9 protein-coding genes are annotated in these 14,933 nt (G+C 42.1%); 4 read left to right on the top strand and 5 right to left on the bottom strand.

Annotated features, from left to right (window positions below; genetic code table 11):
• Nucleotides 1–26 precede the first annotated feature (26 nt).
• Nucleotides 27–767, bottom strand: a complete 741-nt coding sequence (locus F7734_RS56045) for a DUF2993 domain-containing protein (protein WP_155752824.1) — start codon at nucleotides 765–767, stop codon at nucleotides 27–29.
• A 257-nt stretch (nucleotides 768–1,024) separates the two neighbouring features.
• Between F7734_RS56045 and F7734_RS56040 the strand changes: the two genes are divergently transcribed.
• From F7734_RS56040 to F7734_RS56025, 4 genes are all read left to right on the top strand, one after another.
• Nucleotides 1,025–2,074, top strand: a complete 1,050-nt coding sequence (locus F7734_RS56040) for a hemerythrin domain-containing protein (RefSeq protein WP_155752823.1) — start codon at nucleotides 1,025–1,027, stop codon at nucleotides 2,072–2,074.
• Nucleotides 2,075–2,458: 384 nt separating this feature from the next.
• Nucleotides 2,459–4,996: a PAS domain-containing hybrid sensor histidine kinase/response regulator gene (locus F7734_RS56035; RefSeq protein ID WP_155752822.1), complete on the top strand. Its 2,538-nt coding sequence runs from the start codon at nucleotides 2,459–2,461 to the stop codon at nucleotides 4,994–4,996.
• 107 nt (nucleotides 4,997–5,103) lie between these two features.
• Nucleotides 5,104–6,420, top strand: coding sequence for a response regulator (locus F7734_RS56030; RefSeq protein ID WP_155752821.1), 1,317 nt, complete (start codon nucleotides 5,104–5,106; stop codon nucleotides 6,418–6,420).
• A 424-nt stretch (nucleotides 6,421–6,844) separates the two neighbouring features.
• Nucleotides 6,845–9,913: a beta-propeller fold lactonase family protein gene (locus tag F7734_RS56025; protein WP_155752820.1), complete on the top strand. Its 3,069-nt coding sequence runs from the start codon at nucleotides 6,845–6,847 to the stop codon at nucleotides 9,911–9,913.
• A 333-nt stretch (nucleotides 9,914–10,246) separates the two neighbouring features.
• Here the strand turns inward: F7734_RS56025 and F7734_RS56020 are convergent, their stop codons facing one another.
• The 4 genes from F7734_RS56020 to F7734_RS56005 form a co-directional block, all read right to left on the bottom strand.
• On the bottom strand, nucleotides 10,247–11,422 hold the full coding sequence (locus F7734_RS56020; RefSeq protein WP_155752819.1) for a cupin domain-containing protein: 1,176 nt from the start codon (nucleotides 11,420–11,422) through the stop codon (nucleotides 10,247–10,249).
• A 666-nt stretch (nucleotides 11,423–12,088) separates the two neighbouring features.
• Nucleotides 12,089–12,424 carry a hypothetical protein gene (locus tag F7734_RS56015; RefSeq protein ID WP_155752818.1) on the bottom strand — a complete coding sequence of 112 codons (336 nt, stop codon included), beginning with the start codon at nucleotides 12,422–12,424 and terminating at the stop codon, nucleotides 12,089–12,091.
• A gap of 541 nt (nucleotides 12,425–12,965) precedes the next feature.
• A complete protein-coding gene (locus tag F7734_RS56010) occupies nucleotides 12,966–13,706 on the bottom strand; it encodes a COG4280 domain-containing protein (RefSeq protein WP_155752817.1) in 741 nt (246 codons plus the stop codon).
• Between the two features lie 44 nt (nucleotides 13,707–13,750).
• The gene (locus F7734_RS56005; RefSeq protein ID WP_243147600.1) at nucleotides 13,751–14,764 is read right to left on the bottom strand and encodes an ABC transporter ATP-binding protein; all 1,014 of its coding nucleotides are present in this window, start codon (nucleotides 14,762–14,764) and stop codon (nucleotides 13,751–13,753) included.
• Between the last annotated feature and the right edge of the window lie 169 nt (nucleotides 14,765–14,933).

Genomic DNA, 14,933 nt, shown 5'->3' with positions numbered 1-14,933 from the left:
CCCCTAACCCCTAACCCCTCGCTTAACTACTCTGTAGGAATTTGCTCTACAAAAGCTTCTGCTTGGATGATAAGTTTGCCTTGTTCAGCCTCTAGTTGTTTAATTCGGAGAGTCATTCCTTCTAAATCGAAGTTACTCAAATTTAAAATTTCACTCGTTGCATCTACCAAAGCTTTTGTGAGTTCCGGAGATACCTCTTGTGTATCACCATACTCAACAATTTCCAGACTCACTGTTTGTCCGTTTGCGCTAACTTTGGGTACTGCTGAAAAGGCTACTTTATAATTTTCATTAGTTTCTTTCAACATCACATTCGCGCTTAACGTGATTTTATTATTACCGGGTAACCGAAAATCAACTTGTTGGGGAACAACAGTCCTAGATTGCCCGTTGATATGAATTTTTTGCTCTTGCAATTGCGAGCGAACATATTCAGAGTTAAAGGCACGGTTAATATCTTCTTGTGTTAAAACAACCCTGGCTGTACCTTTTGTTGGTTTGGTGAGTTCTATCTTTCCAAAAGCAGCACTCAAAGGATTGATAGATACAGTACTCGTATGCATTTCCAACTCCTGCATGCGAAGGTCTTTCTGCATAACCAAACCTTCGCCTTCAATAGTCACTGAATCCACTTCTCCCTGAACGAGTTTGAAGGGATCTGTTTGAATATTTACATCCAAATTTTTGACTTCATCTAATTGGCTGGATAGCCCTATTTCTGCGGCTTTGTTTAGTGCCTGCTCTCCCAGTCCCGGACTATCGGGCATTGCGTTTTTATCTCCTATTTGACCTTCCTTGCGTCAATCTAGAAAATTGGTGTAGAAAATTAATCTATCCTGTGGGGTAATCACAAATATCCCTTATCTATCAAAAAGCATAGATTGACTTGAATTGAGGTAAATTTCCTTTTTTCTACCCGGAGTTTTGAAAGCTATCGGTCAAAAGAAAGATGGAATAGAATGAATAATTGTGCCACTTTGAAATTGAAATCACTACAAAAAATTTTCCAGAGGGGAACCAGAAAATGGTTGCAACTTTAGATGATACCAAACGTTCTGCTATTGCTATTAAGCTGGCTGACATGAAGGCAATTCAAAAGCTAATCATTGAAAACGAGCAAAAGTTGCTAAGTCAAATTAGCGATTCAGAAGTTGCCGATCGCTTCCGGAAGATGCTGGATGATGACAACAAAAACATTGGTGTTCTAGAAACAGTAATCGGTCAGTATGGCATTCAAGCTGAGCCAGAAAAAACCGTTACACAAATGATTGAGAAGGTTCGTCAATTGCAGCAAGGCTCTGAATTGAGCTTGTATGAAAAAGTCTTCCAGCACGAATTGCTGAAGCACCAGCAAGTCATGACTGGTTTGACCATTCATAAAGCAGCACAAAAAGTTGGCGCTGACGTATTGTTAGCGATTGGACCCTTGAACACTGTTAACTTTGAGAACCGCGCTCACCAAGAGCAGCTCAAGGGTGTTCTAGAGGTTCTGGGTGTTCGCGAACTCACCGGTCAAGATGCAGATCAAGGTATTTGGGGACGCGTTCAAGATGCTATGGCTGCATTGAGCGGTGTATTTGGTAGCGCAGTTACCCAAACCTCTGACAAGGGTGACATGAACGTTCAAGATGTTATCCGCCTGGATCACAACAAGGTAAACACCCTGTTCACCGAACTGTTGGCTAGCAACGATCCTCAAAAGATTCAAGAGTACTTCGGTCAAATCTTTAAGGATTTGACTGCTCACGCTGAAGCTGAAGAGCAAGTTGTATATCCTGCTGTGCGTCCTTTCTACGGTCAGAACGACACTCAAGAGCTTTACGACGAGCAAGCTGAAATGAAGAAAATGTTGGCGCAAATTAAGGCTATTAACCCCTCTAACGTAGAGCAATTCAAGGATAAAATCAGACAGCTCATGGATGCTGTTGGCGATCACATCCGTCAAGAAGAAAGCACAATGTTTGCTGCTATCCGCAACAACTTAAGCTCCGATCAAAGCGAGCAACTTGCAACTCAATTCAAAGCTGCTAAGACTGAAATTCAAAAGAAACTTGGCGTAGTTGGCGCTCGATAGTCTAGAGATATAGAGATGTAAAGCTTCGCGTCTCCATATCGGTTTCAGGTTAAAGATGATAACTCCCAACACTTTGTGTGGGAGTTTTTGTTCGTTTTGTTGATTACAGCTTTTCTCAGTCTAATGAGGTACACCCCCCTTTCATCTCCCCAAGGTATCGGGGAGACAGAGGGGGGTAATTTTTGTACCTCACTAGGTTGAAATTTGCTGTACTTAACTTAAAAAAATTAAACATAAGATGCGTTTAAGTGAGTAGTGCCGCTCTTTGTATGCATTGCAATTACAAACAGTGGAAATGAGAAGTTAGTTATCTTCTGTTATTTTTCTATGCTTTTAGGGAATTCTTGATTAAGATACTCAACACCGGAAACCCCCATATAACAAATGTCAGTCATGCCTTTATGTGAAAATGCAGCCTACTTACTGCAAGCAATTGAATATGCTCCTATCGGGATGGTTGTGTTCGATCGCGAAATGCGCTATCTCATGGTGAATCATAAATGGCTTGAGGACCATAACCTGACCGATGAAATAATTGGTCGCTCTCACTATGAAGTATTTCCCGATATACCTAAAGAGTGGAAGCAAATTTATCAACAGTGTTTGGCTGGCGAGATCGCAAAAAGAGATGAAGACCCTTGTCCAAGAAATGACGGATCTATTGAGTGGGTGCGTTGGTTACTTCGTCCTTGGTATACCACAAGTGGTGAAATTGGCGGTCTAATCATGTACAACGAAAATATGACTCAGCGCAAACAAGCTGAAGAAGCCCTGCGAGAAAGTAACACGTTGTTGCGGTCTATTTTAGAAAATACACCTGGTTTCATTGCCGTTAAAGATTGTGAGGGTCGTCATATTGCCGTGAATTCTAATTTGGCAAACTTTTTTGGCAAACCAATTGAGGAGATCGTCGGCAAAGATGATTTTGACGTGTTACCACCTGATGCTGCAAGTGCCATCATGGCAAAAGACCGCCAGATTATCAGAACAGGCATTGCCGAGACTTACGAGGAAGAAGTCTCTAATGAATATGACTGTGGAACCTTCCTCACAACAAAGACTCCTTGGCGAGATGCTTGTGGCAACATTATCGGTATCATTGCGATCGCGAGAGATATTACCGATCGCAAACAAGCGGAGATAGCCCTTCAACATAGCGAAGAACGATTTCGCTCGTTGATTGAAGCAACATCTCAAATCATCTGGGATACTAAAGCAGAGGGTGAGTTTGTTACTGAACAACCTCAATGGAGTGCATTTACCGGACAATCTTGGGATGAACTGAAAGGATGGGGCTGGTTGAATGCCATTCATCCTGACGAGCGAGCACATACTGCTAAAATTTGGTTAAATGCAGTTGCCAACCAGGTAATTTATGAAATTGAGCATCGTTTGCGCCGCTACGATGGCGAGTACCGCTACATGAGTGTACGAGCTGTCGCTGTATTGAATGCAGATGGTAGTATCCGAGAGTGGATTGGAAGACATACTGATGTAACCGAACACAAGCAATTTGAATTGGCACTGACTGAGGCTAAAGAAGCAGCAGAAGCGGCAAGTTATGCAAAAAGTGAATTTCTTGCTAATATGAGTCACGAGTTGCGAACTCCACTGAATGGCATACTGGGCTATGCTCAAATCCTGCAACGTTCAAAATCCCTCACTGAAGAAGAGCGATCGCAAATTAACGTAATTTACCAGTGTGGTTCGCATTTGCTAACTTTAATCAATGACATTCTAGATTTGTCAAAGATTGAAGCTCAAAAATTAGAACTTATACCTACTGGCTTCCACTTCCCAGCATTCCTGCAAGGTGTAGCGGAAATGTGCCGTATCCGCGCCGAACTCAAAGGCATTCAGTTTCACCACCAGTTGATATCAGAACTACCAATCGGTATCCAAGCCGATGAAAAACGCTTGCGGCAAGTACTGATTAACCTTCTTAGCAATGCTATCAAATTTACCGATACAGGCAGCGTTACCTTTACTATCAGTTATGCCTCAGAAAGCAAAATTCGCTTTGAAGTTCGCGATACTGGTGTCGGTATCGCCCAGGAACAACTCCAAGCTATTTTTCAGCCCTTTGAGCAGGTGGGAGAAAATTACCGACAGACTGAAGGTACAGGATTGGGATTGGCAATCAGCCAAAAAATCGTGGAATTAATGGGGAGCACCATTCAAGTTCGGAGCGAGCTGGGTGTTGGCAGTATTTTTTGGTTTGATGTCTACTTACCTGTTGCAAATGAGTGGGTTAAAACATCACAAACCGATGCTCGCGGACAGATTGTTGGTATAAAAGATAGCAAGCCAAAAGTTATTGTTATAGATGACAAATGGGCAAATCGCTCGGTTATTATGAATTTGCTCACTCCGATTGGTTTTGATGTGTTTGAAGCAAGCGATGGGGAAGAAGGCTGGCAGAAAGTTGAGGAATTTCAGCCAGATTTAGTCATCACCGATTTGCTCATGCCAAAACTGGATGGGTTTGGTTTAATTGAGTGTATTCGCCAGTCCACAGCATTTAAGGACATCATTATTATTGTGTCATCAGCAAGCGTATTTGAAAGCGATCGCCATCGCAGTTTAGAAGTAGGAGGGGATGATTTTATTCCCAAACCAGTACAGGCGATGGAGTTGCTCCAGAAATTGCAGCAACATCTCCATTTAGAGTGGGTTTATGAAGAGCCGCAGACTGCAAGCGATCGAGAACACAACAATGGGGATCTAGTTGCTCCACCCACAACAGAAATAAAAATTTTGTACGAGTTAGTGATGAAAGGCAACTTTAAGGGAATTATTAAACAAGCAGCATTGCTCGAACAAATGGATGAAAAATATATTCCCTTTGCGAAAAAACTGCATCAATTGGCAAAAGAGTTTCAAGACCAAGAAATTCTAGCACTCATTCAATCGTATAAGTAATACCAATTTGAATATAGAATGCGACAGATAGTTGGTCAAGATCGAGTCTAGAAATGACTTTCTCAAGCCAAAATCTAAAATCTAAAATCCAAAATGGTATAAATGATATGAATCTTCCATCTGAGCAAAATGAGACGGTTCTCATTGTTGATGACAACCCAGCCAACTTAGGTGTTTTATCCGATACTCTCGACCAAGCAGGTTTAGAAGTTTGGGTGGCAAAATCGGGAAAAGTCGCTTTAGAACGGGTCAAATATGCTCTACCCAATTTAATTTTATTAGATGTAATGATGCCAGAGATGGATGGATTTGAAACCTGCCGTCAATTAAAAGCATCTGTAGAAACAAAAGATATTCCTGTCATTTTTATGACAGCACTTTCCGACACTGCTAGTAAAGTTGAAGGTTTTCAAGTTGGAGCTGTAGACTACATTACCAAACCTTTTCAGCAAGAAGAAGTACTGTCACGAGTTAAATTACACTTAAAGCTACATAATTTAGCTGAAAAACTAGAGCAGAAAAATGCATTGTTAGAGCAAAAAGTTGCAGAAGTTACCCAAGCCTATGATGAGTTAGAGAAAATCCAAATTCAGCTAATTCAAAATGAGAAATTATCCAGTTTAGGACAAATGATTACTGGAATTGCTCGTGAAATTGATAACCCCGTGAATTTTATTTACGGTAATATTATTTATGCAAGTGAATATACCCAAGATATACTCAATCTCCTACATCTTTACCAAGAGGAATATCCATATCCAAATCCTCGCATTCAAGCAAAGATGGAAACAATAGACATAGATTTTGTTCAAAATGATATTTTCAAGCTATTTAATTCAATTACATCCGGCGCACAACGAATTCAAGAAATTATTAAATCTATGCGGAATTTTTCCCCCATAGACGAAGCTAACATAAAAGCAGTCAATATTCATGAGGGAATTGATAGTGCGATCGCTATTTTAAATTACCGTTTAAAGGCAACACACAGGCGTCCTAGTATTAGAATTGTCAAAGAATATGGTGAGTTACCACATATTGAATGTTGGGCGGGACAACTCAATCAAGTTTTTATGAATCTTCTGACTAATGCCATTGATGCACTAGAAGAGTACAACCAACACCGCTCATTTCAGCAGATTGAGCAGCAACCAAACCAAATTAAAATTCGTACAACAATGAGAGGAGACAATAAAGTAGCTATTCATATTGCTGATAACGGGTTGGGAATCTGTGAAGAGACAAAAGCAAAATTATTCGCTCGTTTCTTTACAACCAAACCTGATGGAAGAAATGGATTGGGATTATCAATCAGTCATGAAATTGTGATGAAAAAGCACGGAGGAAATCTCTACTGTCAATCTACCCCAGGACAAGGTACAGAATTCATAATTGAAATTCCAATCAAACAACAGTTTGTCTAACAATTTTAGATTTTAGATTTTGGGTTTTAGATTAAAGAAGCCTTGCTTAGAAATAATAACTTTCCTCTGAGTTCTCTGCGCCCGGTGCGGTTTTTGAAATTAATTGAACCCTGTAAGTAGATCTGCAAGGAAAAAATATACGCTAAATAACTTAATATACGCGCCATGGCGCATATCTACATTTATGTATTACACTGATGTCATGTAATTGTATTTTGTTTGTAGTAGTGCTAAAGCGCATACATCGCCACCGAAAATCATTATTATTATTAAAATCAAATTATTGATAAAAAATCATAGACTTTTCCAATAAAAAATCACAAATGACCAATAACCAAAAAAGTAACCTCACCTTATCTTTTGCTTAACCAAAAAATAGGATTATTTGCTAATAGGCAACAAATTTTTGGGTTAGAAATAGCAAATGCGAGATTTAAAGCGTAAGCGATATCTCTTACTTAGCTTGCTAGTAGCAGCAGTCATAGTCGTAAGTGGTATCCAGTTAGCTAGCGCCAGGGTTGCTACCACAAATCCTGTTGGAGACCTTCCTAATGGTGGGGCAATACTACCCACAGGTCAAGTTGTTACACCCACAGCAGCACCAGGCTCCACGTTTACAATTCTAGACACAGATCGGCGATCGGATGGTAATGCAGCTGCAGCCGAAGCTGTCACAACAGCCCTCAGTCCAGATGGCAAAACACTACTCGTTCTGACAAGTGGCTATAACCTGAACTTCCGAGACGAACAAACTGGAGCATTCTTTGAATATCCAGTCTTAGACCCCCAAACAGGTGAGCCAAGTGAGGTGAGAACCCGTAAGGCAGAATGGGTATTTGTGTTTGATACCAGCAATGGTAACTTACTGAAAAAGCAACAAATCAATATTCCCAACACCTACAATGGCTTAACTTGGTCGCCTGATGGTCAGCGCTTCTACGTATCAGCTGGGATAGACGATCGCATTTATGTCTACAAAAATGCAGGTAACCAGTACGTTCCAGACGCACCCTTCATTCTTCTAGGTCACAATACAGACCAAACTCTACCTTTTCCAAAATATGATGGTGGGCTGTTAAAAAACTCTCCCGCCCAAGCAGCTGCAGGATCGACCCAGATAGCAACAGGAGCAGTAGTAGCAGGACTTAGCGTCAGTAAAGACGGCAAAACCCTGGTAGCTGCTAACTTTCAGAACGACTCCGTGTCGATAGTTGATAGTAACACCCGACAAGTCCTGCAAGAAATTAAGTTCTTTGTATCCGGTCAAGATGTAGCAACAGGGGAGTATCCTTTTGATGTTGCAATTAAGAGTACAAAAGAAGGTGCAGCGACTAAAATCTTTGCTAGCAGCCAGCGTGATGATGAAGTGCTAGCAGTGGACGTTGCGACTCAAGCAGTTACCCGCATTCCTGTAGGTAGCCAACCTAACAAAATACTGCTTTCCCCCGACCAAACACTACTGTATGTGGCTAACGGGAATAGCGACTCTGTTTCCGTCATCGACACAATCAGCAACAAAGTTGTACGAATCCTCAACCTATCTAGACCCAGAGATAAATACAAAGGGGCTAATCCAAACTCACTTGCCTTCAGCCCTGATGGTAAGACTCTCTACGTTACTTTAGGTGGTGAAAATGCTGTAGCAGTAGTGAACTTGTCCAACGGTCGAGTTGTGGGACGAATTCCTACAGGTTGGTATCCCAATTCCGTAAGTGTAAGTTTTGATGGCAAAAAACTCTACGTCGTTAACGCCAAGGACAATGTTGGTCCTAACCCCTCTAACAGTCGAACGACAGCAGCAGGAACCGCTCGTAACACAACATTTAGAAACGAGTACAATTGGGCATTGGAAAAAGCTGGCATTGCAGTGATTCCAGTTCCAAACCGCAGCACCTTAGCGTCTCTTTCTCAGCAGGTAGACGAGAATAATGGTTTTCAAAACCGTCGTCTCGACCCAATAATGGCGTACTTGCGGGACAAGATTAAGCACGTTATCTATGTAGTCAAAGAAAATCGTACATACGACCAAGTCCTTGGCGATTTACCCATTGGTAATGGCGATCCAGCACTGACTTTATTCCCAGAAGCCATTTCACCCAACCATCACAAGTTAGCACTTGACTTTGTGACTTTTGATAACTTCTACGACAGTGGTGAATCAAGCGGTGTGGGTTGGAACTGGTCTACCTATGGAAGAACCACTGACTACACTGAGAAAACACAGTCAGTATCCTATGGTAACTCCTCAGGTACGAGCGGTCTTACTTACGATTACGAAGGCACAAACCGCAATATTAACATTGCGTTGCCAGATTCCTCTAAACCAACACCACAATTAAGCACGCGAGTCACAGAAATTCTCGACCCTTCTGGTAATTCCTCCATTTTACCTGGTTCTAAAGATGTGAATGCTCCAGAAGGTGATGGCGAACTCGATCCCGATGCCGTTGGCGGTTACTTGTGGGATGCAGCGCTGCGTGCTGGTAAGACCGTTCGCAATTACGGATTTTTCATCGATCTTGCTTATTACAACACTAGCAATGCACAAGTCGATCCCACAAAGCCAGATCCCAATAACCCACTTTACATTCCCATTTCTCCAACACCTTTCGCAGATAATATTCCTCAGTCTCCAGTAGGTAAGGTCGTTCTGCAGGATAAAACTGACATCTATTTCCGAGGTTACGACCAGAAGCACCCAGATATTTATTTGTACAACGAATGGGCGCGTGACATCGATCGCTATTTAGAGAAGAACGAACTGCCCAATTTATCGCTAGTACGTCTGCATCACGATCATTTTGGTAACTTCAATAATGCTGTCGCTGGTTTAAACACTGCCGAATTGCAAATGGCTGATAATGATTATGCGGTTGGTTTGTTAGTGGAAAAAATTTCCAAGTCCCCTCTATGGAAAGAGACAGCCATCTTTGTCATTGAAGATGATTCCCAAAACGGTCCCGATCATGTTGATGGACATCGCTCAGTAGCTTATGTAATTTCACCTTATACCAAGCGAAAAGCTCTTGTCAGCACTAACTACAACACCGTTAGCATGGTGCGGACGATGGAAGATATTTTAGGAATTGGATACTTGGGAATCAATGATGCCAATGCCATACCCATGTCAGACGTATTTACCCAACAACCCGACTTTACTCCTTACACAGCTGTTTTACCTGGTAACTTGTGCGGTACACCTGTAGATCCCAACCTTGTACCAGCTTGCAAAGACCCCAATGTACAAAAGAGTGCAGCAAAACCCTTGCTGCATAACAAACAGTGGTGGGCGCAAGCAACAAAAGACTTTTACTTTGGAGTTGAAGATAAACTCGATCCTGAGAAATTCAACCGCGTACTCTGGACTGGTATTCAAGGTGACGCTGTGCCTTATCCAACACAGCGCGATCGTATGAATCTCAGTCAAAATCGAGCCGAAGTTCTGGAAAAATGGCGTATGAGTGAAGCTCGCCTCGCCAATCAAGCAGGTTAATTTTTACATAATAGGCAAAAAAGGTTTTCTTGTAAAACTTGCAACCTATCACCCTTGCTTTTTCGTCTAGAAACCTGGTTTTTGCTTTTTTGAGTCATAATTTTAATGGGACTGGCATAATTGTCAGTCCCATTTTTGTCTATCTTTGATGTTACGCCTCCAGAATTCAAAATTTTTAGTTCTAAATTGTCCATGCTATCAGAGCAACTTCCGTCCGTAACTGAACACAGAACTAGCTCTCAAACATTATGCAGAATGTCATGCGTCCCTATTCGGAATCAGTTGCATGAACCAAAAGCATACTCATAGGTGCATAGGTTTCTTTTGTTACCCTTAGGATAAGGGGGGGTCAGTCTTGACTTGCAAGATCCCTTCTGTAATGAAACGTGTAATGAGCGGTGCTATATCACCCTCAAAATCCATTTCAGGTGCCCAATCGGCAATATCATATAGACTAAACTCATCTCGATTAAATAAATTTTCCACAAGAATTACCGGAACTCCCTTGAGGTCAATTTGTTTCGAGCCAACCAGCACTTGATAGTGTTCCGAGCCGATTTGTTTGACACGAATCCGGTGCAACGGAGACCAAGCAAACTGAGTCATGAATCCATATTGAAAAATGTCAGTTCCGATCTGAGCCGGTAAAGTGACTGGAAGTCGCGGCTGATTGCGATAAGTTAGAGACTCAATATACTTGCACAAAATGTCAGGCTGATGTAGGGTCTCAATGAGATGCAGGCGCAGCGCATCTAACTGCTGTTGCGTAGCATTCGTGTCGCCATCTATAGTCGCAGGTAAGCTTTGCCGCCACGAAGGATTCTGTTGTAGTAGGTCACGCATGAGCCAGCTTAGCCAGTCAAGCCCTGTCTGGCATTCAATTCCAACAGTAAGATGGAGAGATGGGTGTTCGCAAGCAACAGCATAGTGCCAGTGTCCACGCGGTATATAAAGTAAATCTCCAGCTTTGAGCACGCACTCCAGATAAGGCGGTTCTTGAGGTTGACGCTCTTTTGAGGAGACCATATCTGAGATAGGATAGAGTACCGTTTCTCGGTAAACGAACCACTGCTTTTCACCGTCAATTTGAAGGATCAGCACATCGTGAGTATCGTAGTGACAATCAAACCCCTGCTGCTGAGCTGGCGAACAATACAAATTGATGTGAGTTTCATAGCCAATGTCATGTCGAAGATTTGCCGCAAGTTGAGCTACTGTTGGAACACGATGATGCACTCCGTTGACGATAAGTGTCGCTCCCTGACGCACGAGAGCGCTCCAGTCTTGTGGATTCCGCGTTTGAGGCAAGGATTTGCCATTCATTGAGAAGCGTAAATCTGGCTCTGTTAGTCTGTGGTAATTCAGCAGATAATTAAGATCGTTCCATGAAAAGAAAGTCTTAAACTTTTGAGAATCACCCGCACAAATATGAATTGCCTTTTGTGTCCAGTTTTCTGCCAAAAACTCATCAGTTGGATACGGCGCAAGTAGCTGTTGCAAAGTCTTCATGACATATTGATGCGTAAACTTAAGACACCAAAAAATGTTCGAGCGGTTACTCCCGAACTGCATTGGATTACCTAAACAAGTAGTGGGAACTGCCCACCATTTGGTATTATAGAGCATAGCCCCACTTACAAAAATCGGTAATTTTAGAGCCGAAAGAGAGTAATTCTTTTAGGGTGTCAATACAAATTACTGAAAATTTTAATTCGGAGGCTGGGCATAGCCTACCTACGTTATAATACGCTTCAGTTAAGAAGAATTGTGTACTTCTCGGTTGGGTTAAGCGGAACACAATACAACAAAACAGAAGCAAGTGTTGGGTTTCGTTCTTCAAACGCCACTCGCCTCAAGCCGGAGAACCTTCCACAGCAATGGCTCCCCAGCCTACATAATTTTAGGTTTTTTGTGCTAACTGAACCCTATTGCCCTATGTTAAAGTTGCCAACAGTATCTAGGAAACACTATTTTCATTGGTGAGAGTAAATCTGCGATGACGCTTGTTAAGAAAAAACGATTTTATAGCCTTTCTCAGTCTCATGAGGTACAACCCCCTTTCATCCCCCCTTTGTAAGGGGGGACAGAGGGGGGTAATTTTTGTACCTCACCAGGTTGAACTTTGCTGTAGCCCTTGCGATCGCTCTAAAACATTGAGCCTTACCACTCCCAGGACTAATCATCATCGTCATCATCGCTATTACTGTTGCTGTTGCTATTACTGTTGCTGTTGCTATTACTGTTGCTGTTGCTATTACTGTTGCTGTTGCTGTTGCTGTTGCTATTGCTGTTACTGTTGTTGTTGCTATTGCTGTTGCTATTACTGTTACCGGCTATGATTTGTTCAGAAGATTTATGGTCTAAATCAACTACATCAACTTCAATCAAACTTTGCCGTGCAGACGCAGACCGTTCTGAGAGTGTAGCAGCAGTGGCTGATGGGCTGACTATAGCTAACAGCAGCCCAATGTTGGCACTCATAAATAAGCCAATGATGAACTTAGGATTCATATGCACCTTGTTAGGAAAATACTATTTTTTGAATGCACACATTCATACCAATTCTGTTTGAATTTGCATAGAATTTCTGTTTGAATCAGCAAGGATTCTATGCTATTGCACTATGTGCAAGTTCATTTTGAATTAGTATGTTTACCTTAACACACTTTAGATATATGGTAATCATATAAAAATCTTATGTATTTTTTAAATTTTGTTTGCTACTTTTAATATTAAAAAATCTTTCAATTAAAATTCCTAAACAAAAAAATCAAAATCTGTAATAATTACGCAAAAATTTCCAAAAACATTTATTTATCAAACTTTTAAGCTGCCAAAATAGCCAAGAATTCGTAGAGCGTGCGTAAGCCCTAATCCAAATAAAGGTAGATTTTTTTTTAAGAGAATTTATGAAAAGTTTTTAGGGATGTATCAAAATTTCGCAGATCCCCCTAAATCCCCCTTAAAAAAGGGGACTTTGAGAGTATTTTCTTTCCCTTTTTTAAGTGAGGCTAAGGAGGGGAGCTAAAGTTATTTTCAATTTAACCTTAACCTAGCTAACACTCTCCTCCGGCTTTTGCAAGCCAACACGCGATCGCAAAATTGCAGCAGCAGCAGCCATTAAACACCCCCAAACCAGTGGTAACCAAATAATTGCCCATTCATCTCCGGGCAATTCTACCTTCAACCCTTCACACAACCAATAAATACCAAATCCCATCAACAGCATTGCAGCCACAAACTTCATTGGCTTAACAGGAACTTGATTGAGAGGTGTTCGGAACAAGAATGCGATCGCACCTACCCCAATCGCTGCAACTGTAGCACCACCAATCGCTTCTATCCATTTGCCACCAGCCGCACCCAAAGTCACAACTGCAAGCGCAACCTCCACACTATCCAACAGCGCACCTTTAAATGTGGTAACAACCGCAAACCAATTCCAACTAGAGGACACACCATCTTTTGCCAGTTCTGCTTCAAGCCTTTCTTCTTCGTCATCTCCACGCTTCTTGGGAATACCACCATAATACTTGACTATTGACCGCGTCCACTTTTGCCCAAACGCCAGCAAGAAACCCCCTGCTACAACTCGTAAAATGTCTACCGGAATGATTGTCAGACTTTTGCCCAAGACAAGAGAGACAAGCACGGTTAAACCAATACCACCAGCAGCACCAACGAGAGCATTATGCCAACCTGCCAATCTACCCACAATCAAAACTATGCCAAGAATCTCCACCAATTCAATCAGAGATCCCGTAAAACTGGCGAGAAAAATTTCCCAATTCATAACATGAATACCTCAAAGTTAGGGTTTATGCTTCTCCCACACCTCTAAAACCTCATTGATTCAGAAGTGGGGAAAAATCTTAACGCTTGCTCCGCCACGGATAACTGTACTCTCGTACCAATTGCCAGGGCTACAGTAGCAGGAGTTCGCGCATAAAGCTTCTTTCCAGAAAGAGTTCGCAAGCAGTACCGATACTCGCGCCCTGTAAAGCAGCGCGTCTCGATCGCAACTGAACCATCTCGATCTGGTTGCAAAATTATGTCCTCTTCGGGGATCATCAAATCTCCCTTATGTTGAGAAGAATGAAGGCTACAAGATAAAGAATGAACAGCAAAACATCCAATTTCCGTTTCCCAAAAATTTTCCTTACGCGTAGCCGATAAAAAATTTGCTTGGGTAACAAACTCCGCTACAAAACGAGAAGATGGTTGAGTGTAAACTTCTTCAGGCGTTCCTATTTGCTCTAATTTACCCTGGTGCATAATTGCAACTCGGTCTGCGATCGCCAGTGCTTCCTGCTTGTCATGAGTCACAAAAATCCCAGAAATCCCCTTGCTCTTAAGAATTCCCAGTACTTCCTCCCGCAATCTCAACCGCACTTGTACATCTAAATTGCTCAATGGTTCATCCAATAATAAAAGCTTAGGTTGCGGAGCTAAAGCACGGGCTAACGCCACTCGTTGTTGCTGACCACCAGATAGCTCGTGAGGATAGCGATTTTCCAGCCCTGTGAGCCTGACCAGTGCAAGCAATTCTGCTACCCGTTCTCGACGATCTTTAGCATACCGCAAACCAAAAGCAATATTCTCCATCACCGATAGATGTGGGAATAGAGCATAGTCTTGAAACACCATTCCGAGATGTCGATTTTCTGGCGGTATCCATTTACCATTCCCTGCAACCAGTCGTTCAGCAATCTCCACAGTTCCTGATTGCGGACATTCAAAACCAGCAATAATTCGCAAGAGAGTCGTTTTCCCACATCCAGAAGGACCTAGTAAACCCAGCACCTCACTTGACGTCAAAGCCAAAGTTACCCCATCCACAGCGGGAGCCATCATTTGAGAAAACCTAAAAATTATCTTCTCCAAGCGTAAAATAGCCGATTGCTTCATAACAGTTGGGGATTGGGGACTGGGAAAAACACCCCTCCCCAACCCTACCCTTGGCAATGGGAGGGTTCCGTAAGGCGGGTGGGGTAAAATTTGAGTATTATCAATCAGGATC

This window comes from Scytonema sp. UIC 10036 (assembly GCF_009725235.1).
This window is presented reverse-complemented; position numbering and strand designations above follow the sequence as displayed.